Annotated in this window: 17 protein-coding genes; 10 read left to right on the top strand and 7 right to left on the bottom strand. The window is 59.7% G+C overall.

Translation table 11 applies throughout. The annotated features are described in order from the left end of the window. Positions 1-30 precede the first annotated feature (30 nt). From oxyR to ACW5XD_RS06285, 4 genes are all read right to left on the bottom strand, one after another. Positions 31-927 (bottom strand): DNA-binding transcriptional regulator OxyR, encoded by an 897-nt coding sequence (oxyR, locus tag ACW5XD_RS06300; protein WP_456494142.1) that lies wholly within the window; start codon positions 925-927, stop codon positions 31-33. A 152-nt stretch (positions 928-1,079) separates the two neighbouring features. Beyond that, positions 1,080-2,720, bottom strand: coding sequence for a methyl-accepting chemotaxis protein (locus ACW5XD_RS06295; protein ID WP_456494141.1), 1,641 nt, complete (start codon positions 2,718-2,720; stop codon positions 1,080-1,082). Positions 2,721-2,941: 221 nt separating this feature from the next. Continuing rightward, positions 2,942-3,577 carry a DsbA family protein gene (locus ACW5XD_RS06290; RefSeq protein ID WP_456494140.1) on the bottom strand — a complete coding sequence of 212 codons (636 nt, stop codon included), beginning with the start codon at positions 3,575-3,577 and terminating at the stop codon, positions 2,942-2,944. An 81-nt stretch (positions 3,578-3,658) separates the two neighbouring features. Beyond that, positions 3,659-4,519 carry a Vmh family MBL fold metallo-hydrolase gene (locus ACW5XD_RS06285; protein WP_456494139.1) on the bottom strand — a complete coding sequence of 287 codons (861 nt, stop codon included), beginning with the start codon at positions 4,517-4,519 and terminating at the stop codon, positions 3,659-3,661. A 127-nt stretch (positions 4,520-4,646) separates the two neighbouring features. Between ACW5XD_RS06285 and ACW5XD_RS06280 the strand changes: the two genes are divergently transcribed. Further along, a complete protein-coding gene (locus tag ACW5XD_RS06280; protein WP_456494138.1) occupies positions 4,647-5,546 on the top strand; it encodes a LysR family transcriptional regulator in 900 nt (299 codons plus the stop codon). Positions 5,547-5,611: 65 nt separating this feature from the next. Here the strand turns inward: ACW5XD_RS06280 and ACW5XD_RS06275 are convergent, their stop codons facing one another. Next, a complete protein-coding gene (locus ACW5XD_RS06275) occupies positions 5,612-6,388 on the bottom strand; it encodes a BPSS1780 family membrane protein (RefSeq protein ID WP_456494137.1) in 777 nt (258 codons plus the stop codon). Between the two features lie 178 nt (positions 6,389-6,566). Between ACW5XD_RS06275 and ACW5XD_RS06270 the strand changes: the two genes are divergently transcribed. Both ACW5XD_RS06270 and ACW5XD_RS06265 read left to right on the top strand, forming a co-directional pair. Then, complete coding sequence (locus ACW5XD_RS06270) at positions 6,567-7,418, top strand: hypothetical protein (protein ID WP_456494136.1); 852 nt, start codon at positions 6,567-6,569, stop codon at positions 7,416-7,418. Between the two features lie 47 nt (positions 7,419-7,465). Beyond that, complete coding sequence (locus tag ACW5XD_RS06265) at positions 7,466-8,290, top strand: peptidoglycan DD-metalloendopeptidase family protein (RefSeq protein ID WP_456494135.1); 825 nt, start codon at positions 7,466-7,468, stop codon at positions 8,288-8,290. Positions 8,291-8,389: 99 nt separating this feature from the next. Here ACW5XD_RS06265 and ACW5XD_RS06260 read toward each other — a convergent pair whose 3' ends face one another. Then, on the bottom strand, positions 8,390-9,727 hold the full coding sequence (locus ACW5XD_RS06260; RefSeq protein ID WP_456494134.1) for an MATE family efflux transporter: 1,338 nt from the start codon (positions 9,725-9,727) through the stop codon (positions 8,390-8,392). A gap of 156 nt (positions 9,728-9,883) precedes the next feature. Here ACW5XD_RS06260 and mscM point away from each other — a divergent pair, with 156 nt between their 5' ends. From mscM to frdD, 7 genes are all read left to right on the top strand, one after another. After that, positions 9,884-13,165, top strand: coding sequence for a miniconductance mechanosensitive channel MscM (gene mscM / locus ACW5XD_RS06255; protein WP_456494133.1), 3,282 nt, complete (start codon positions 9,884-9,886; stop codon positions 13,163-13,165). 24 nt (positions 13,166-13,189) lie between these two features. Further along, entirely contained in the window at positions 13,190-13,891 is a 702-nt protein-coding gene (locus ACW5XD_RS06250; protein ID WP_456494132.1) for a glycerophosphodiester phosphodiesterase, read from the top strand. 140 nt (positions 13,892-14,031) lie between these two features. Then, positions 14,032-15,909: a methyl-accepting chemotaxis protein gene (locus ACW5XD_RS06245; RefSeq protein WP_456494131.1), complete on the top strand. Its 1,878-nt coding sequence runs from the start codon at positions 14,032-14,034 to the stop codon at positions 15,907-15,909. Between the two features lie 517 nt (positions 15,910-16,426). Then, a complete protein-coding gene (frdA, locus tag ACW5XD_RS06240; RefSeq protein ID WP_456494130.1) occupies positions 16,427-18,211 on the top strand; it encodes a fumarate reductase (quinol) flavoprotein subunit in 1,785 nt (594 codons plus the stop codon). Then, positions 18,204-18,938: a succinate dehydrogenase/fumarate reductase iron-sulfur subunit gene (locus tag ACW5XD_RS06235; RefSeq protein ID WP_456494129.1), complete on the top strand. Its 735-nt coding sequence runs from the start codon at positions 18,204-18,206 to the stop codon at positions 18,936-18,938. Before frdA ends, ACW5XD_RS06235 begins: the two co-directional genes overlap by 8 nt. Before the next feature lie 16 nt (positions 18,939-18,954). Further along, complete coding sequence (locus tag ACW5XD_RS06230; protein ID WP_005317207.1) at positions 18,955-19,353, top strand: hypothetical protein; 399 nt, start codon at positions 18,955-18,957, stop codon at positions 19,351-19,353. 10 nt (positions 19,354-19,363) lie between these two features. Continuing rightward, on the top strand, positions 19,364-19,720 hold the full coding sequence (gene frdD / locus ACW5XD_RS06225; RefSeq protein WP_042867662.1) for a fumarate reductase subunit FrdD: 357 nt from the start codon (positions 19,364-19,366) through the stop codon (positions 19,718-19,720). A gap of 77 nt (positions 19,721-19,797) precedes the next feature. Here frdD and ACW5XD_RS06220 read toward each other — a convergent pair whose 3' ends face one another. Next, entirely contained in the window at positions 19,798-21,018 is a 1,221-nt protein-coding gene (locus tag ACW5XD_RS06220; RefSeq protein ID WP_456494128.1) for a winged helix-turn-helix domain-containing protein, read from the bottom strand. Positions 21,019-21,144 lie beyond the last annotated feature (126 nt).

Below are 21,144 nucleotides of genomic sequence, written 5' to 3'. Positions count from 1 at the left end.
GGGCGCCGGTTTTTTTTCACTCTTGTCGTTTCAGCCAAGCTGTCTCTTCATCAAGCTGGAGATACGGGCGGCCAGCTCGTTGAAGCAGGGTCTGCGCACCGAGTAGTGCCGATAGAGCAATGAAATGGTTCGTCCCGGCACGGGGTCGATCACGGGGCGATAACTGACGCCCCCCTCCTCTGTATTTGCGGGCACGGCGAGTCTAGGCACCAGCGTCATGCCGCTGCCGGCAGCAACCATGTTGCGCAGCGTCTCCAGGCTGGTGCCCTTGAAACGCTGATCCTCACCAATACCGGCCGCAAAACAGAACCCCATCGCCTGATCACGCAGACAGTGGCCATCGGCCAGCATCAGCAATTTCTTGCCCTTGAGATTGCTGAGCGGCACGGCCCTTGCCTTGGCTTCCGGGTGATGCTGCGGCACTGCCAGCCACATGGGCTCCTGATAGAGGGGAATGGAGCCAAACCCTTCCATACCAGCCAGTTCAGCGAGAATGAGGCAGTCCAGCTCACCATCCTCCAGCCGCTTGAGCAGCACCTGGGTCTGCTCCTCATAGAGATAAAACTCCAGCTTGGGAAAATGCTCGCGCAGATCCTGAATGATGTGGGGCAGCAGATAGGGTCCGACGGTAGGGATGAAACCAATGTGGATCTCGCCGGACATGGGTTCGGCAAAGTGCTGGCCGATACTCTTGAGTTCACGTACCTCTTTTAGCACCTTGCGGGCCTGATGGGCCATGGCATCACCGGCCGGGGTAAACAGAACCTTGCGTGAGGTGCGCTCAATCAGGATCACCCCCAGTTCATCTTCCAGCTTGCGCAGCTGGCCGCTCAGAGTGGGTTGACTGACGAAACAGCGCTCCGCTGCCTTGCGAAAATGCTTCTCCTCTTCCAGTGCTACCAAATACTCGAGATCGCGAAGGTTCATACATCCAGAATCCTGCCAACCAATGGGGCCATTAGCATGCCCAAGAAAGACCAGAGGGACAAGGGATGGCGACTGAATGGAAAAGAGGGCTGGGTGGAAAAACAAAGCAGGCCGGGATCCAGGATCCCGGCCAGATCAAGCGGCAAAAGTCATCACACCCGAAAGCGACGTACCATCTCCTGCAACTGGGTCGCCAGGTGGTTGAGGTCGTTGCAGGCCTGTGCCATCTGGGTAGCGCCAGCCGCCACCTCTTCCGAGGCATGGCTGATATTGACCACGTTGCGGTTGAGCTCTTCGCTCACCGCGCCCTGCTCTTCGGTCGCAGTCGCAATCTGTATGTTCATGTGGGAGATGCTCTCCACAGAGCCACTGATCTCGGAGATGGACGCCCCCGCCTCTCGCGCCGTGCTCACGGTGGAGTTCATCATGTCCTGACTTTGCTGCATGGTCGTGCCGGCCTGCTCGGCCCGCTGCTGCAGTTCGGCGATGATGGTGTTGATCTGGGAAGTGGAATCCTGAGTCCGCTTCGCCAGGGTACGCACCTCATCGGCCACCACGGCGAAACCACGCCCCTGCTCACCAGCCCGGGCTGCTTCGATGGCCGCGTTCAACGCCAACAGGTTGGTCTGTTCGGCGATCCCGCGGATGACCTCGAGCACCATGCCGATGTTGCGGCTGTCATCACCGAGCTGACGGATCACCACGGCCGTGCTCTCGATGGCGCCGGCCACCTGCTCGATGCGCTTGATGGAGTCATTGACGGTACGTGCGCCCAGTTCGGCCGTGCTGCTGGCGGCGCTGGCGGCGCTGGCGGCATCGCTGGTATTGCGGGAGACCTCCTGTACCGTTGCCTGCATCTCGTTCATGGCGGTGGCCAGCTGATTCAGCTCATGCTGTTGGCTGTTCATATTGTTGGCGGATTGACGAGCCACCGCGCTGATCTCTTCGGCTGCCGAGCTCAGTTGCACCACGGAACCGGATACTTCACTGACCAGGTTGCGCAAATTTTTCTGCATGTCGCCAAATCCGGTGGCCAGCTGCCCCAGCTCGTCGTTATTAAACTGATTCATGTCGAGGTGGGCCGCCAGATCACCGGCAGATACTTTGCGAGTCTGCTCCAGCAGGGCCATCACCGGATTGCGGATCTGACCGGTCAGCAACCAGGCCACGATCACCACGAATAGCACTGTCATGAGACTCACGACGATGCTCATGGTGCGCGAGCTGCTGTAAAGATCGGCCACCGACTTCACCATATCGTCAGCAAACTCATTGTTAAGCTCACGCAGGCGGATAGATTTGGCACCCGCTTCTTCCAGCGCGGCACGGGTCTCGTTTTTGCGCAGGCTTTTGACCCGTTCGAGGTCGCCATTGGCGAATGCCGCAAGGAGCTCTTCATGCACGGAGAAATATTTGGCACCGGCGGAAACCAGCTGCTCATAAGTCTGACGCTCTTCATTGGTACTGAAGGGCAAGGCACCATATTTTTGCGCAGCAGAATCAAACTCCTGCTTCGCCTGGTTAAAGGTGGCGGTACGGTCACTGACCTCCTGATTGTCCTTGTTCAAGCCACCGATGACCTGAGCCAGCTCGGAGCGACGGGCATCAAGAATGGCCACATGCATCTGGCTGGCATAACGAGTCGATGGCAATAAATTTCCTGAGATGGTTGCAGTATCTTCATAGAGATGGGAGAGCTGAGTGATGGAAAACCAAGCAAGCCCAACTACTAGCAGGGCCAATACGGCAAAACCGGCGCTCAACTTCTGACCTATAGACATATTTTTGAACATGATTGGTATCCTTGGCGGCTAGACGCAAACCCGTGGAGCCGAACTCCCGAGCTATCCCTATAGAGCATAGCGTGATGATCGCAGTGGATGATTTTCAAACTATCCACTAGTCAATATATCGTCATGCCCGTAGATAGCATGAGGGCCAAGCAGATAGTAAAAATCAGCCTCCTTCAGCAAAGGTTCGCTTTTATCCCGTGAGCCAGCCGTCGGATTCGGATTCAGCGTCCCATCACCGACTGGATCTGGCGAACAAAGGCCGCCGGCTCACCCAGGAAGGAAGCAGCGGACAGCCGCGTCACCTTCTCCCCCTGCACCAGACCCAGCGTGGGGTAGCCCTGTCCGCCGAGGCGACGCATCCAGCCTTGGCTGTCCACCAGATGGCCGGCCAGATCCACGTTCTGATAAGCATCTGCAAATACCGCGGCGTCAATGCCCTGCTCCGCCGCCAGGCTGTTCAGGTGCTCGAGGGAACCTATCCAGATGCCGTCGCGGTAGTGGGACTGCTGGATGCGATGCAGCAGGGTCAAACCCTTGCTGCCCAACGCCGACATCGCCAGGATGGCGCGGATGGGTTGCTCCGAGTCGAGCAACAAACCATCGCGCAGCAGCAGCTCATTGAAATAGCGTTCGCCGAAGGGCTGGCCGGTCAGGGCCTGGATCCGTTCGTCATGAGGGCGGACGTAGTCACGCAGGGCCTGACCCATCGGCTGACGACGCTCGCCCAGCCAGAGGCCGCCGGCATGCAGTTCTATGCGAAGACCGGGGATCCCGGCCGCCGCCTGCAGCAAGGGGGCTGCGCCATAGCACCAGCCGCAGAGAGGGTCATATACGTAATGCAGGCTTGTCTCATTCATGTGATTCATTCTCGATTGTTTGGCTAAAAAAACCGGGCCCAAGGGCCCGGTAAAAAACACAGGGAAGCAGGCGTCAGGCAATTACCACTTCATTTCACCGGTGTTGACCTTGGCACCGATGGCCAGACCATCGTCGACAGGCAGGGACGGGAAGGCTTTCTTCAGACCTTCAATCAGCTCGCCAGCGTTTTTGGACTTGGCGAGTGTCTGCTCGAAGCGCTGGACATAGTCACGGGTAAAGGTCACGGCTTCGGTGCCCTTGGGAGCGGCCCCCAGGAAGTGGCCTGGTACGACACGCTCGGGTTTCATGGCCAGCAGCTCGTTGAGGGTCTTCACCCAGTGAGCGCGAGCTTCCTTGGTCTGGCTGTCCGCCATCCAGACGTGGACACCGTGATAAACCGGCACACCACCCAATGCGGTCTTGATGGACGGCGCCCACAGATAAGCGGTCGGCGTGTTCATCTCCTTGATCTCGATCTTCTCGCCTTCGAGGGTCAGGTAAGAGGCTCTCATCACTTCCGGTACTGTCAGGGTCTTGGGTGAACCTGCGCCCAGGATAGGTCCCCAATAGGTCAGTTTGTCATCCTTGGTCTTGTTGATGTGGTCGACCACATGCTGGTCAGCCAGGACTTTGACACCAGGAAATGCCGCCATGATGGGTTCCAGACCAAAGTAGAAGTCAGGGTCACCCGCGCTGATATAGACGGTGGTCAGCTGCTTGCCGCTTTGCTTGATCATGTCGACCAGGGCCTGACCATTTTTCACATCGAACTGGGCATCGATCAGAATGGCCTCTTTTTCACCGGCCACCAGAGAGGAGGAGACAGGGAAGATGGCCTTCTCGCCCGGGTTGTAGACAGTCACTGTCAGGGGAGCAGCCATGGCGGCGCCACTCAGCAGGGTGGTGGCCAGGGCCAGGTTGCGGATCAGGGTGCTGTTCATCAGGTATTCCTCATCAAGTCATCAGGGGTTCATCAGATGGACACAGTTTATTGGATCATTATCGGTACAAATACAGCATAATGAGCGCATAACTGTTGCATTAATCGAGCATATAGAGGGGCTGCACATGGATCGACTGACCGCATTACGGGTCTTTGTCAGCGTTGTCGAACAGGGCAGCCTGAGTGGCGCCGGGGAGAAACTGGAGATGTCGCGCGCCATGGTAACGCGCTACCTCGCTGAACTGGAGCAATGGATGGGGGCCCGTCTGCTGCATCGCACCACCCGGCGCCTGAGCCTGACAGGCCCGGGGGAAGAGGCACTGAACCGTGCCAGAGCCATGCTGGCACTGGGGGAGGAGATGGAGCAGATCGCCATCAGGGGCGATGAAGCGCCCAAGGGACAACTGCGCATCACCAGCAGCTACTCAATCTCCGAAGCCCTGCTGGTGGGGGCCGCCAACGACTATCTGGCCCAGTATGCCGGTACCGCCATCGATATCCTGCTGCTGGATCGCACCGTCAACCTGGTGGAGGAGCGGATCGATCTGGCCATCCGCATTACCAATGATCTGGATCCAAATCTGGTGGCCCGCCGGCTCGGCACCTGCCACTCCGTGGTCTGTGCCAGCCCGGCCTATCTGGCCAGACACCCGCTCCCGCACAAGGTACAGGATCTCGCCCTGCACAATTGCCTCACCTACACCTATTTCGGCAAGAGCCTGTGGGAGTTTCAGGGACCCGACGGGCCTGAGTCCGTGCCGGTCAGCGGCAATCTCAGTGCCAATATATCCAACCTGCTGCTGGAGGCTACTCTGGGTGGCGCCGGCATCAGCATGCAGCCCCGCTACTCGGTGCAATCCCACCTGGAAAGTGGCGCCCTGGTACCACTGCTCGAGGCTTGGCAACCCAAACGGCTCGGGGTCTACGGGGTCTATGGAACCCGCAAACAGATGTCACCCCTGCTGCGCAGCTTTCTCGATTTTCTGGTGGTACGCATGGCGGCCGCCCCCATGTGGCAGGAATAATTCCGCCATACAAAAAGGGGCCCGCAGGCCCCTTGTTCATGACATTCCGGTCAACTGTATCCGGATCAGGCTTCGAAGCCGGTCAATGGCGCCTCTGACTGTCCCTCTTGGGACACATCCAGATAGATATCCCGATATGCCACATAGATGGAGTAATTGAGGGCCGGTATCACCACCAGCAGGCCTATCAACATCAGGGCGGCACCAAACAGCATCAACCCGGCGGCGATCAACCCCCACCAGAAGAAAGGCCACATATTGGTCAGGCAACCTTTGAAGCTGAGCTTGGCAGCCTGCCATATGCTGACATCGTGGAAATAGATAAGAGCGGGCGCAAAAGTGATGGCCATCAATACGGGGATCAACAGTAGCAGCCCCAGCAGCAGGCAGAGCAGCAGCCCTTGTGCCTGCGCCGCCGTCACCACCAGGGATTCGGGATCCTGGGTCAGCAGGGAGGTGAGCCCCCACATGGAGAGCAACCCCAGGCAGATGAGCCCGATCAGAGTGAACAGAGCCAGCACCAGCAGGCCACCAAGCATCAACGGAGTCAGCTTGTTGCGAAATCCGGCGAAGAAGTCGACAAACTTGAGCTGATTGCCTTCATAGCCGCGCTGGGCCACCACCACCCAGCCGGCGCCCCACACCATGTAGAGCAACTGGGAGATGAGGCCGCCCGCCGGCAGACGCTCCAGCAGCAGGCCGACCACGAACCAGATCAGGACCATGGCAACACTGACGCCCATGCCCTTGTTGAAAATATCGAAGCCGGATCGCACCCAGACCCAGCCACGCCCGATGGGGTGACGGGCGGGCTCGGCACGCAGGGGGGACAATCCATTCATAACATTTCCTCAGATAATGACAGGCTGGCTGCCGATTCTAGAGCCATGGGCAGGCCGACTCAATGACGGACGCTCGTCGGTTGATGCTTTGCATGTCAGGGCTGCTTGTATCAGACGTTACGGTTATCATAAGAGACCCCCGCACCAGGGGGCATTCACTTATTCAAGAGAATCCAAGATGCGTACACTTCATCTGGCGCCGATCCTGCTGGCTTCCCTGCTGCTCAACCTCTGGCAATGGCAGGCTCAATCCACCACCACAGCGTCCCAGCCGCAATCCGGCTCCGCTGACAGCCCAGCCGTGGCCCAGTGCGACACAGCGGCCAGCCAAAGCACCAGCGCAAGCCAGAACCCGATGACCAAGCTGCCCGGCAAGGGCTCTCAGGGAGAGCCCGCCCCCGTGCAGGAGACCATAACCCCCAATCCGGAGCTGGAGGCCGCCATCAGCCAGTGGAGCCAGTCCAGCGACGGTTCTGTACTGATAGAGCGACTCTACGATGCCGAGCAGGGCAGCCAGCTCACCACTGTCTTCGATCGGCTGGACGTGGTGGAGGACGTACGCGGTCAGGTGCAGGAGCAGTTGCGTGAACTCTATCGCCTCGGCTTCGATCACCCCGATGCCTACGAACAGGAGAGCCAGCGCATCTGGAGCAACATCAGCAACCTGCTGGGTGACGACACACGCACCCGGCTCGAACAGGAGCTCTACTCGGGTGATATCAATCGCCTGCTGGAGATCCAGGGCCGACTGGCAGAGCGGGGCGAGCTGCTGGCCCCGGCCCAGCGTCAATCCCTGACGCGCCTGCTGAGCGACGCCAACCAGCAACTGGCCCAGCAGGAGAGTGGCGATGCCGGCACCTATCTGGAGAACCAGAAGGCCTATACCCAGCGCGTGCTGGAGAGCAGCCGTGCCTTTCTCAACCCGAGCCAGCTGAAAGTCGTGCAGGACATGCTGGAGCTGGATCTGGTGCGCCAGGAGGTGTCGGTCCAGATGGAAGCCATCTATCAGCGCTTCCAGCCCGCCTCCTGATGCCCTTTTCCTTGTTCGTTTGACCCAGCCCATAGCGTGGAACCATCATGAGAGTCGTTTTTTGTATCTTGTTGCTGCTGGCCAGCCAGTCCGCCCTTGCCGAGGGATTTATCAGCCGTCTGCTCAACCATCCGGTGCCGGGCGGCGTTGCCGTGGTGCAGCTTGGCAATGCAGCGCAGGCCCCCGCAGCCCGTTATCAGGACAAACCTGTGCTGGTGGTGCACGAAGAGAACAAACGCTGGATTGCCATCGTCGGCATTCCCCTCAAAAGCCAGCCAGGAGCTCATACACTGACGGTGAATGATGGCCGCACCCTCGGCTTCACGGTCGGCAGCAAGCACTATCGCGAGCAGCACATCAAGCTCAAAAACGGCCGCCAGGTCAACCCGCTGGCCGATGACATGGTTCGCATCAACCGCGAACTGGCGGAGCAGACCCGGGCCTACCAGACCTTCAGCCCTGCCCAACCCAGCAACCTGCTGTTCGACAAGCCGGTGCAGGGCCCGCTCTCCAGCCCGTTCGGCCTGCGCCGCTTTTTCAACGGCGAAGAGCGCAACCCCCACTCGGGCCTCGACTTTGCGGTCGGTGCCGGCACGCCCATCAAGGCCCCGGCAGCCGGCAAGGTGATCCTCATCGGCAACTACTTCTTCAACGGCAATACGGTGTTCGTCGACCACGGCCAGGGGCTGATCAGCATGTTCTGCCACATGTCGAAGATCGATGTGAAACTGGGCCAGACCCTGCCCCGTGGCGGCATAGTCGGCCGGGTTGGCGCCACCGGCCGCGCCACTGGCCCCCACATGCACTGGAACGTCAGCCTCAACGATGCACGCGTCGATCCCGCCATCTTTATCGGGGCCTTCAAGCCCTGACCCGAGACAACCAATCCCGTCCATCTGCTGTGATGAGCAGGCCGGATAAAACGAAAAAGGCAGCCAGGGCTGCCTTTTTCATGGACGGATGATGGCGTATCAAGCGGTCGCGGCGTGCAGGCCGGCCTCCTTGCGCATGGCCCGCCACATCACCAGTACCAGCACAGTGCTGCAAGTTGGCAACGCCAGCCAGACCCCGGCCACCCCCCACAGGGAGGAGAAGCCCCACAGGAAGCCGCCGATCAGCACCAACTTGCCGCCGGTGAGCAGGGAGGCGATGCGGGCCCGGTTGATGGCCTGGAAGTAGGTGGCCCCCACCAGCAACAACCCTTCCATCGGCAGGCCCCAGAAGTAGAGCCAGATGCCGAGGCTCGCCACCGGCAAGAGGGCCGCGTTGTCACCGGCAAACAGATAGACGACCCCTTCCGGCCACAGATAGAGCGGGATCATGCCGCCCAGCGCCACCAACAGGGTGACGCCCAGCGCCAGGTTGCGCACCCGCAGCACCCGTTGCCAGTTGCCCGCCCCCGCGTTGAAGCTGGCAATGGGCTGTATGCCCATGGCGATCCCCTCGAAGATGAGATAGAAGAAGGCCTCGCTGTAGCTGATAACACCATAGGCGGCCACGTGCAGCGAGGTGCCCACCGCCAGCAGCGCCTTGTTGTGCAGCGCCAGCACCACCGACAGGTAGAGGTACATCAGAAAACTGGATACCCCGAGCCGCAGCGTCTCCCGTATCAGTCGCCAGTCCGGTACCAGCGTATCCAGGCGAATGCGCAACTGGCTGCGCGGGGTGAAGAAGTGCCACAGACAGAGCCCGCCGGTTACCGCCTGGGAGAGCATGGTGGCGATGGCCGCTCCCGCGAGGCCCCAGGGGACGACCGCCATCAGCAGATAGTCGAGCAGCACATTGAGCACGCCGCCGCCCACCAGGATCCAGGTGGCGAGACCGGGTCGCCCGTCATTGCGCAGCAGGGCGGTGAACGCCATGGAGAGCACGGCAAACACCCCGAGCCAGGCGTACCACTGCAGATACGCGAGGCCGGCATCGAAGATCTCCCCCTCGGCCCCCATCCAGGCCAGCATGGGCTCGCCGTAACTGATACCGATGAAGGCAAGCACTGCCGAAGTGAGCAACACCATCACCAGCGCATTGCCGACTATGTGCCGCGCCTTCGCCGGCTCCCCCTTGCCGAGGTAGAAGGAGGCGAGCGACGAGGACCCCATGCCGATCAGCGCCCCCACCGCATAGAGTACGGCGCAGATGGGATAGGCCAACATCATGCCCGCCAGCCCGTCCTGGCCCAGGATATGGCCGACGAAGATGCCGTCTATGGTGACATAGATGCCGGTGACCAGCATGGCGGCCACGGTCGGGGTGACGTAGCGCCAAAACAGGCGGGAAAGAGGGGCCGTGCCCAGATCGACTGCAGACATAGAGATGCTCGAAGGAGGGGAAAACGGCCGGAATAATAGCCAAACAAGGTCTGGAGTGCCCGTTATTTATGTTACAAATCATTAATATGGAAAACTTTACCCGACTCGGCCCCTGCTTTAGGCTAGGCCGACCTCTCATGAACGGAAACGTGCGCCATGTTGCAACGCCTGCTCTCTCTGCTGCTGCTCTCCTTCTGTCTCCTTCCCGCATTCGCTCAGGCCGATGACGCCATCGCTCAGGTCGAAGAGCTGCTGCAGAGCGTGCCCAAGACCGACACCCCGGAAAACCAGAAGTTGCGGGAGAGCTATCAGCAGGCGCTGCAATTTGCCCGGGAGGCCCAGCGCTATCGCGAACAGGGCAAGGCCTATCAGCAGATCCTCATCGACTACCCCAAGGAGTCGGCCCGCCTCAAGGAGAGCCTGCACAACTACCAGCCCCAGCCCCGCCCGCAGATCTCCTCCCTGAAGGAAGAGGCGCTGCGCCAGGCCATTGGCCTGAGCAGCAACCGCCAGCTCAACCTGCGCAAGGAGCGTCAGGCTGTGATGGACAGCCTCAACCAGCTGGAGAGCACGGGTCAGGAGTATCACCTGCGGGTCGACGAGCTGCGCAAGCAGTTGCAGCAGACCCGCACCCTGCTTGATCGGCTCAGCTTCAGCAGCGAATCGGATCGCCAGCAGGAGGCCCAACAGCTGGTCACCCGCCTCAAGGAGCAGAGCCTGTCCGACCGGATCCAGATGCTGGAGCTGGAGCAGCTCTCCGCCCAGCAGCGCAACGACCTCGGCAAGCTCAGGCTGCAGGAGCTCAACCTCGCCATCACCGACGAGGATGAGTGGCAGACCAGCCTGCTCAACCAGCAAAACCAGTTGCGCCGCGACAAGACGGAACAGGCGCTGGCGGAGAGCGAGCGTCTGCGCAAGCAGCTCACCTCCGACATGCCGTTGCTGCTGGAACAGCAACAGCAGAACCAGGCGCTCTCCATCCAGCTCGGCGCACTGGAAGATCAGATAGAACGGGTACAGGACGATCAAAGGGCCATCGACAAGAACCTCTCGACCCTGAACGATCTGGTCAACTCGGTGCGCGAGCAATTGGAGTGGCTGCAGATAAGCAACGCCTACGGTGAGAACCTGCGCAGCAAGCTCTCCGACCTGCCGGCCTACTTCCCCCTCGACAAGCTGGAATCCGCCATCGTCAACGCGCGCATGGCGAAGTACCAGTACGAGACGGAGCAGGATGCACTCAAGGATCCGCGCCAGCTGCGCGAGCAACTGATGGCCACCGATGGCATGGCCCTCGACCGCTCCCAGCAGGCCGTGCTCGACAATCTGCTCAAGGCCAGGCGACAGCTGCTGACCCGGCTCAACGACGCCTCCGACAGCCTGATCCAGGAGCAGACCCGGCTCAAGCTGCTCTACAGCCGCCAGAACAGCAAGATCGACGAGATCCGCGATCTCAGCGCCAGCCACCTGTTCTGGATGCCGGACGTGCGCCCGCTCACCCCGGCCGTGCTGCTCGGTGTACCGGCGGCCCTCAGCCTCGTCCTCAATCCGGTCAACTGGTTGCAACTGCCCCGGGCCATTGCCGAGAACAACCCCATCACCCTCACCTTAGCCGGCATCGGCATCCTGGTGCTGGCCTGGTGCTGGTTCAAGCTGGCTCGCCATCTGACTCAATACAGCCAGCACATAGCGTCACGCATCGGCAAGGTGACCCAGGACAAGTTCAGCCTCACCAGCCGGTTGCTGATGCGCTCCCTGCTCGCCTCCCTGCCCCTGCCCGCCATGGTGCTGATGGTGCGCGGCCTGCTCGATGGCGCCTGGCAATATCCGTTCGCGATGGCGGTGGCCCGCGGTCTCGGCGAGATCTGGTTCCTGCTGCTGGCGCTCTTGATGGCGCGCCACCTGACGCTGGAGAAGGGGATCCTGATCCTCCATTTTCGCTGGCAGAAGGAACGGGTACAGAAGGTATGGAGCCAGTTTCGCACCCTGCTGCTGGTGATCATCCCCAGCTTCTTCGTGCAGGGGATGGCCAACAGCTATCAGGATCACGCCTTCTACGACTCCCTCGGCAGACTGGCCTTCATCGTCGGCGCCCTCTGGCTGCTGCTGTTCTTCGCCCGCCTCAACCGGGAGCGGTTGCCGCTCACCTGGGGCCAGGCCGACATGAGCAAGCCCCACCTGCTGCACCACTTCATCTGGAACAGCCTGATGCTGGCCCCGCTGCTGGCGGTGATCGGCTCCCTGCTCGGCTATTTCTACACCTCGCGCATCTTGCTGCGCCAGCTGGAGCTGAGCCTGCTGATGGGGCTGGGCTGTCTGCTCGTCTACTATCTGGCGCACCGCTGGATGCTGATCCAGCGCCGCCGTCTCGCCTTCGAGCGGGCCAAGAGCAAGCGGGCCGAGATCCTGGCCCAGCGCGGCCGGGAAGAGGGGCACGACGAGCTCAGCTCGGAGATCCCGGACGTAGTGGAAGACACCGAGCTGGATCTGGATACCATCAGCGCCCAGTCGCTCGGGCTGGTGCGCACCCTGTTGATGCTGGGGTTCACCATGCTGGTGGTGGTGCAGTGGTCAGAACTCAACTCGGCGTTCAGCTTCCTGCGCAGCATCGAGGTGTGGCAGGTCACCAGCAAGATTGGCGGCATAGAGCAGCTCTCCGCCATCACCTTGCAGGATCTGATGCTGACGGCCTTTGCCTTCATCCTGACCGTGGTCACCGCCCGCAACCTGCCGGGCCTGATGGAACTGACCCTGCTCCAGCACCTGAGCCTCTCCCCCGGCACCGGCTTTGCCATCACCACAGTCACCAAATACATAGTACTGGTGGTGGGGGCGCTGACCGGCTTCTCCATCCTCGGCATCGACTGGTCCAAGGCGCAGTGGATGGTGGCGGCGCTCTCTCTCGGCCTGGGTTTCGGCCTGCAGGAGATCTTCGCCAACTTCGTCTCCGGCCTCATCATACTGTTCGAGAAACCGATCCGGCTCGGCGATACCGTCACCATTCGCGATCTGACCGGCACGGTCACCAAGATCAAGACTCGCGCCACCACCATAGTGGATTGGGATCGCAAGGAGATCATCGTCCCCAACAAGGCCTTCATCACCGAGCAGTTCATCAACTGGTCCCTGTCCGATGCCATCACCCGGGTACGGCTGCGCATCCGCATCGGCCTGACCCAGGAGCCCAGAAAGATACAGACCATTCTGGAAGAGTCGATCCGGGCCTCCACTCTGGTGCTGGAGACCCCCTCCCCCGAGGTGTTCCTGATCGAATTCACCGATTCGGCGCTGATCTACGAGATCCGGCTCTATGTGAACAGCATGGATCACCGCATGCCCATCACCCACGAGGTGCACTCGCTGGTGCTGGAGAAGCTGCAACAACAGGGGCTGGGGCTGCCGCACCAGCAGATCGACATTCGACTGAGCCGCGCCTGATCAGGGCGCAACAGGAGTCATATCATGCAGATCATCGCCCATCGCGGGGCCAGCGGGCTGGCACCGGAAAATACCCTCAAGGCCATCCGGCTGGCATTGGCACTGGGGGCCAAGGCCATCGAGATAGACGTACAGCGGGCCGACGGCGAGCTGTGGGTATTCCACGACCGACGACTGGAGCGTTGCACCAACGGCTGCGGCGTGCTGACGGCGCAATCCCGTGCCTATCTGGCAGGCCTCGACGCGGGGGAAGGAGAGTCGATCCCGACGCTGTGGCAGGTGATGGAAGCCATCGCTGGCCAAGCCGAGTTGCACATAGAACTCAAAGGCGCCAACACGGCTGACGAGGTAGCCGTGCTGACCCGACGGGCCGAGGCGGAGCTGGGCTTCACGCCAGCACACTGGATCGTCTCCTCCTTCCATCATCCTGAGCTCGCTCGTTTTGCGGCCTTGCGGCCCGGGATCCGGCTAGGAGCGCTGACTGCTACCATTCCACTCACCCTGGCTGCATTTGCGGCCGAGCTCGGAGCCTGGTCGCTCAACTGCGATGTGGATTTTGTGGACGAGATACTGGTGATGGATGCCCATCGGCGGGGATTGCAAGTGCTGGTCTATACGGTCGATCATCCTGCCGACCAGACCGACCTGGCCGCCTTGGGGGTAGATGGCATCTTTACCAACCGGCCGGACTACTTCCTGCCTCGCCCAAACGGACTCATTATTTAGGCAGGTGATCGATAAACGCTGATTTAGACTATAAATTTAAGTGCGTACCGGGATACAAAAAGTTCTACTTTGGCCGATACACAGTTGGCTCATAACAATAAAACGACACATCGCAGATTGACGCCCACAAGGATGTACACATGAACTTATCGATCAAGAACAAGCTTGTCCTCGCCATCGGGGTCATTATCCTGGTCATCACAGGCCTGCAGGTCTGGTACAACACCTCCCAACTGAGAAGTGAAACTCAACGTCTAGTCTGGAACACCATTGATGAGAGCTCCATGGCCAACGTCAAGGGCATTTCCCGCTGGATCGACTCCAGAGTCAGCATGATCAGCTCCACCAAGGAAGCCTTCACCAAGGAAGACGAGCCCATCAGCCATCTGGCGCAATCCATGAATGCAGGTGGTTTTGACTTGGTTTACGTTGGCACCAAAGACGGTCGCATGATCCAGAGTAAACCGACGAATCTCCCCGCAGGCTATGATCCTCGTCAACGCCCCTGGTACAAGGATGCCATGGCCGCTGGCAAGATGACGATAACGTCCCCCTACGCCGACATCACCACGGGCCAGTTGATTATTACCATCGCCGAGCCTTTCACCCGCGGCAATACACAAGGAGTGATTGCCGGTGATGTCTCCATCAGCGGTTTGGTCTCCGACATTCTGGCGGTCAACACAGAGGGTACCTACGCCATTCTGGTTGACAGCAATGGCACCATCATCGCACACCCTGATGCCTCACTGACCCTTAAGCCGGCTACGGCGCTATCTCCAGAACTCACGGCTTCCGGGGTCAATCGTATTGCCACTGACGGAACTATCTCCGAGATTGAAGTGAGCGGTAAGCTCAGCGTCTTTGACTTGAACCAGATCCCCAACACCAACTGGTATTACGGCATAGTGGTTGATGAGGCCGTCGCCTACCAGTCAGTCAGACGCATGATCACTTCGGCTCTGCTGCAAGGGCTTATCACCATCATCATTGTGGCGGGCTTTTCCTATGTTGCTATCAACGGCTCTCTGGCTCCGCTTAAAACCCTGGGGGAGGCCATCGCCGATCTCTCCCGCGGCAACGGTGACCTGACCCGTCGCATCAAGATCGAGCGTGAAGACGAGGTGGGCATTGTCGCCAAACACGTCAACACCTTCATCGAGCGCATTCACGTGATGGTGCAGGATATCTCCAACTCTTCCGGCCAGCTGAACCAGCAAGCCAAGTCCTCCCACAACATGGCGGAGAAATCCAGTCAGGGTCTGGCACGTCAACAGAACGAGATCTCCCAGATCGCGACTGCGGTGCACGAAATGTCCGCCACCGCAGTGGAGGTGGCCAGCAATGCCGAACAGACCGCAGATGCGGCCCGCAGTTCCTCCAGCAGCTGTGATCATGGCAAGCAGGTCATCGCCCGCAACCAGCGCTCCATCACGGATCTCGCCACCCAGGTCAAACAGGCTTCCGGCATCATTCAGGAGCTGGAGAAAAACGCGCAGGAGATCAACACCATACTCTCCACCATTCAGGGCATAGCCGAGCAGACCAACCTGCTGGCGCTGAACGCCGCCATCGAGGCTGCACGGGCCGGTGAACAGGGTCGCGGCTTTGCCGTGGTGGCCGACGAGGTGCGGGTGCTGTCACAGCGTACCCACAGCTCCACCGTCGAGATCCGCAGCATGATAGAGACACTGCAACGCAACACCCAGGGCGCCGTCAGCACCATGCACGAAGGCCAGCTGTTGGCCCAGAACAGCGTGGAAGATGCAAATGATGCCACGCAGGCGCTGGAGCAGATCACCGCCTCCATCAACCAGATCTCCGACATGGCTACCCAGATCTCCAGTGCAGCCGAAGAGCAGCGCGCCGTGACCGACGAGGTGAGCCGCAACATCCAGGCGGTCAAGGATGTGTCGGACGAACTGGCAGTGGACGCCGACAGTTCTCGTCATCTGTCTGAACAACTTAAAAATATTTCAGGTGAACTGAGCAATCAGGTCGGCATGTTCCGTATCTGATCGACACAAATCAAAGGGGCCACACAGGCCCCTTTTTTTATGAAAAAATGCTTTTGTTTCAATAGTTATTACCACATCAACGATCGGGGCTATGGGGATGAAAATGCTCATATGAAGCGGTATCTCGTCATAAAGCAACGCATCAATACCTATATTCGGATTAGTTTTTTGAACCCACCCGCGCCATTAGCCAATCCGTGAATAATTCTTATTAAATATTTTTGATAAAAAACTTAAAAACTTTATGGGTAATACCTAAAAAGAGAGGTGTTTCTCATTTTTTTGAAAGAAAACTACGTATAATCCTGAGCTTAAAATAACCATAGCAATGACAGCGGCTGATACCGATAACTGAAGGATGGCGATAATTACGGCGTTTTCATCCAAGGAATGGGGTGATTTTGATAAAAGTCACCATTGCCAAGCACTAAAACAAACCAGTTTGACTTGCATCAAGCCTGAATTTTTTTCATAGAGCAAAATCGTGCCCAGCAAATCTATCCCTAAGGAGGCAGATGTGGATATTATCAAGACCGATGTCGCCATCATCGGTGCTGGTGGTGGTGGCCTGCGTGCCGCAATCGCCATAGCAGAAGCACACCCGGATCTGGACATCGCCCTGATCTCCAAGGTCTACCCGATGCGCAGCCACACAGTGGCCGCAGAAGGCGGTGCCGCCGGCGTTGTCCGTGATGATGACTCCCTCGAAAACCACTTCAACGACACCGTATCCGGTGGCGACTGGTTGTGTGAGCAGGACGTGGTCGACTACTTCGTCAACAACGCCACCAACGAGATGATCCAGCTGGAGCACTGGGGTTGCCCCTGGAGCCGCAAGCCGGACGGCAAGGCCAACGTGCGTCGTTTCGGCGGGATGAAAATCCCGCGGACCTGGTTCGCGGCAGACAAATCCGGTTTCCACATTCTGCACACCCTGTTCCAGACCTCCATCAAGTATCCGACCATCAAGCGCTTCGATGAGCACTTCTGCATGGACTTGATCGTGGACGACGGTCGCGTGCAGGGCGTGCTGACCTTCGATATCCAGAACGGCATCACCCGCTTCATCCAGGCCAAGTCCGTCATTCTGGCCACCGGTGGCGCCGGTCGCGTTTACCGCTACAACACCAACGGTGGCATAGTCACAGGTGACGGCATGGCGCTGGCCTACCGCCACGGCGTGCCGCTGCGCGACATGGAATTCGTTCAGTATCACCCGACCGGTCTGCCGGGCACCGGCATACTGATGACCGAAGGTTGTCGTGGTGAAGGCGGTATCCTGGTCAACAAGGATGGTTACCGCTACCTGCAAGACTACGGCCTGGGCCCGGAAACCCCGGTCGGCCAGCCGAAGAACAAGCACATGGAGCTGGGTCCCCGCGACCGCCTCTCCCAGGCATTCTGGCAAGAGCAGCAGAAAGGCCGCGTGATCCAGGGCCCGATGGGCGACGTGGTTCACCTCGATCTGCGCCACCTTGGCGAGAAGTACCTGAAAGAGCGTCTGCCCTTCATCTGCGAGCTGGCCAAGGCCTACGTGGGTGTGGATCCGGTCAAGGAACCGATCCCGGTACGCCCGACCGCCCACTACACCATGGGTGGGATCGAGACCAACGGTCAGTGCGCCACCCGCATGCCGGGTCTGTATGCCCTAGGCGAGTGTGCCTCCGTCGGTCTGCACGGCGCCAACCGTCTGGGCTCCAACTCCCTGTCCGAGATAGTGGTATTCGGCAAGGTAGCGGGCGAGCACGCCGGTGAATTCGCCAAGACCCAGGCGCACGGCGACACGCAGGCGCTGGCCGCCAAGGCCGAGCAGTTGATCAAGCAACACCTCTCGCTGATGGACATAGACGGTACCGAAAACCCGGCCGACATCCGCAACGAGTTGGGCATGTCCATGGAAGCCGGTGTCGGTATCTACCGTACCGAGGAGCTGATGCAAGGCACCATCGACAAGATCAACGAGCTGAAGGCCCGTTACAAGAAGGTCAAGATCAACGACAAGTCCTCTGTCTTCAACACCGATCTGCTGTACGCCATCGAACTGGGCTACATGCTGGACGTGGCCGAAGCCATGGCGCACTCCGCCATCAACCGGAAAGAGTCCCGCGGTTCCCACCAGCGTCTGGACGGTTATGAAGAGCGGGATGACGTGAACTACCTCAAGCACTCCCTCTCCTTCTACAACCAGGAAGGCGCCCCGACCATCGATTACTCCGATGTGAAGATCACTAAATCCCAACCGGCAAAACGCGTATACGGTTCCGAGGGTGAGAAACAAGACGAGGCTAAGAAGAATGGCTGAGATGATCGAAATTGAAATCCTGCGTTATCGCCCTGAGCAGGACAACGAGCCCTGGATGCAGACCTTCCAGGTGCCTTATCTGAAAGAGATGTCCCTGCTGGATGCGCTGCAATACATCAAGGATCATCTGGACTCTACCCTGAGCTTCCGCTGGTCCTGCCGGATGGCGATCTGCGGCTCCTGCGGCATGATGGTCAACGGCATTCCCAAGCTGGGCTGCAAGACCTTCCTGCGTGACTATCTGCCGGGCAAGATGACCATAGAGCCGCTCAACAACTTCCCGATCGAGCGCGATCTGGTGGTCGACATGTCCGATTTCATCGAGAAGCTGGAGAGCATCAAGCCCTACATCATCCCGTCCGAGCCGCGCAGCCTGTGCGAGGGCGAATACACCCAGACCCCGGCTGACATGGCGAAGTATCACCAGTTCTCCATGTGCATCAACTGTGGTCTGTGCTACGCAGCCTGCCCGCAATATGGCATCAACAAGAAATTCACCGGTCCGGCGGCACTGGCACTGGCTTATCGCTACAACGCCGACAACCGCGACAGCGCGTCCAAAGAGCGGATGAAGATCATCAGCCAGGACGAAGGCGTCTGGGGTTGCACCTTTGTGGGCTACTGCTCCGAAGTGTGCCCGAAAGGCGTGGATCCGGCCGCTGCCATCCAGCTTGGCAAGGTCGAAAGCGCCAAGGACTACATGATCGCCATGTTCAAGCCAGATTGAGATCAGGAATGAGACCATGAACAACACCAATAGCAAACGTAAGCCTTACGTCCGCGAAATGAAAAAAGACTGGTGGCTGAAGAATGCCTTCTACACCGGTTACATGATCCGCGAAGGCACCAGCATCTTCGTCTCCATCTATGCCGTCGTGCTGATGTGGGGCCTGCTGCGCCTGGTTCAGGGTCAGGAGGCGTTCAACGGCTGGCTGGAATCCCTGCAAAGCCCGATCGCCATTCTGTTCCACGTCATCGCCCTGGCCGCCTGCCTGTTCCACGCCAAGACCTGGTTCGCACTGGCACCGAAGGCCATGCGCATCTTCCGTGGTGAAGACCTGGTGCCGGAGAAGCCGATCGTTATCGCCCAGTATGTGGCGCTGGCGGCGGTATCCCTGCTGATCCTGATCATCGTGGCTTGAGGAGAAAATAATGAGACGTTCTGACGAACCCATTTACTGGGGTCTGTTTGGTGCCGGTGGCATGGTGGTCGCCATGCTGCTGCCGGTGATTGTCCTCATCACAGGTCTGCTGGTGCCCATGGGTATCATGGACGTGGAGACCATGAGCTACGAACGCGCACTCGAGTTCGCCAGCTCCTGGTGGGGTGCCTGCATCCTGCTGGTCATCATAGCGCTGCCAATCTGGCACGGCATGCACCGTATCTACCACGGCCTGCATGATCTGGGGATCCACACCACCAAGCTGCACCACTATGTGTTCTATGGCTTCGCCTTTCTGGTGTCTGCCATCACCGTCGGTCTGCTGATGGTGCTGGTCTTCCAGTAATCCATCCGTTGCCAGCAACAGATGATAAAACCGGGCCCAGTGCCCGGTTTTTGTTTGGCTGATATTCAGCGTGCGGACTAAGGACGTGGCGTTGGCCACAGGGCCTGCAAGGGCGCCGGCATGGCACCAAGACGAAGCAGCGGGGTCTGGTGCCAGTCGGCCAGTTTTTGCAGCGCCTTCTCCAGCTCCTGCGCCAGGCTGGCGGTTACCCTGACCCCTTGCTCCAGATAGAGGCTCTTGACCTCGAACACCTCCTCCTTGCGATGGGCCTTGGCGTCCATGCGTCCCACCAGCTTGCCACGATGCAACAGCGGCAGCACGAAGTAGCCGTACTGGCGTTTGGGTGCCGGGGTATAGCACTCGATGCGATAGTCGAACTGGAACAGTTCGCTGGCCCGTTTGCGATCCCACACCAGGGGATCAAACGGCGACAGCGCCGTGGTGTGGGTCGCCTTGAGCGTGCCCGCTTGCGCCCTCGCCAGCTCATCGGCGAGCGACACATGCACGAAGGCGCCATGCTGCCACCCCTCCACCCGCACCGGCAACAGCTCCCCCTCGTCCGCCAGCTGATGGAGCAGGGCGTCGTATTTGCCGCGCCGCAGCCGATAGTAGTCGGCGACCCAGCCGGTCTTGACCAGCCCCAGCGCCCGGCAGCTGGTCCGTACCATGTCCCGCCGGGCAAGTTCGGGGCTCGGCAGATCCCGCTCGTCGCGCCACTCGGGCATCACCCGCTCGGCCAGATCATAGACCCGCTGGAAGTTGCGCCGCTCGCGCACCATCAGCTGACCTGCGGTAAACAGCACCTCCAGATGGCGCTTCTCCGGCTTCCAGTCCCACCAGCCGTTGCCCTTCTCCCCCTTGCGTTCAAAGTCGGCCGCCCGCACCGGGCCGTACTGGCGAATGCGCTCGATGATCTCGCCTATCTCCTGCTGATGGGTGGCGAGCCAGTTGGCCGAAAACTTCCAGCCCATGGTGGCGGGATCCAGCATGCGATGGCGCAGCAGCCGGTAATCCTCGCGGGGAACAAAGCAGGCCTCATGGGCCCAGTATTCGAAGAGATCGCCATCGGCAAGCAACTGCTCCAGCCAGCGCGGATCGTACTGCCCCAACCGGCTGAACAACACCAGATAGGGGCTGCGGGCCACCACAGAGATGGTGTCTATCTGCAGCAGCGCCATGCGGCGGATGGCGGCCAGCACGTCGGTCGGTCGCGCCTTGCCGCGGCGCGGCGTCAGCAGGCCCTGGGCCGCCAGTTGCAGATGACGGACATCCTGCAGCGAAAGATGGGGAATCGACATGACGAACCACTCCTTGGTGTCGGGGGGCAGGCGGCTTGCAGCTCGCCACGCCTATGGGTCAATGCAGGGAAACAGGCAAGAGGATCCCGGCAATCAGGCCATCAGCATGCCCAAGCCACCGCCAAA

The organism is Aeromonas enterica (genome assembly GCF_054052465.1).
Note: the sequence above shows the minus strand (reverse complement) of the source record. Positions and strands in the feature narration are given on the sequence as shown.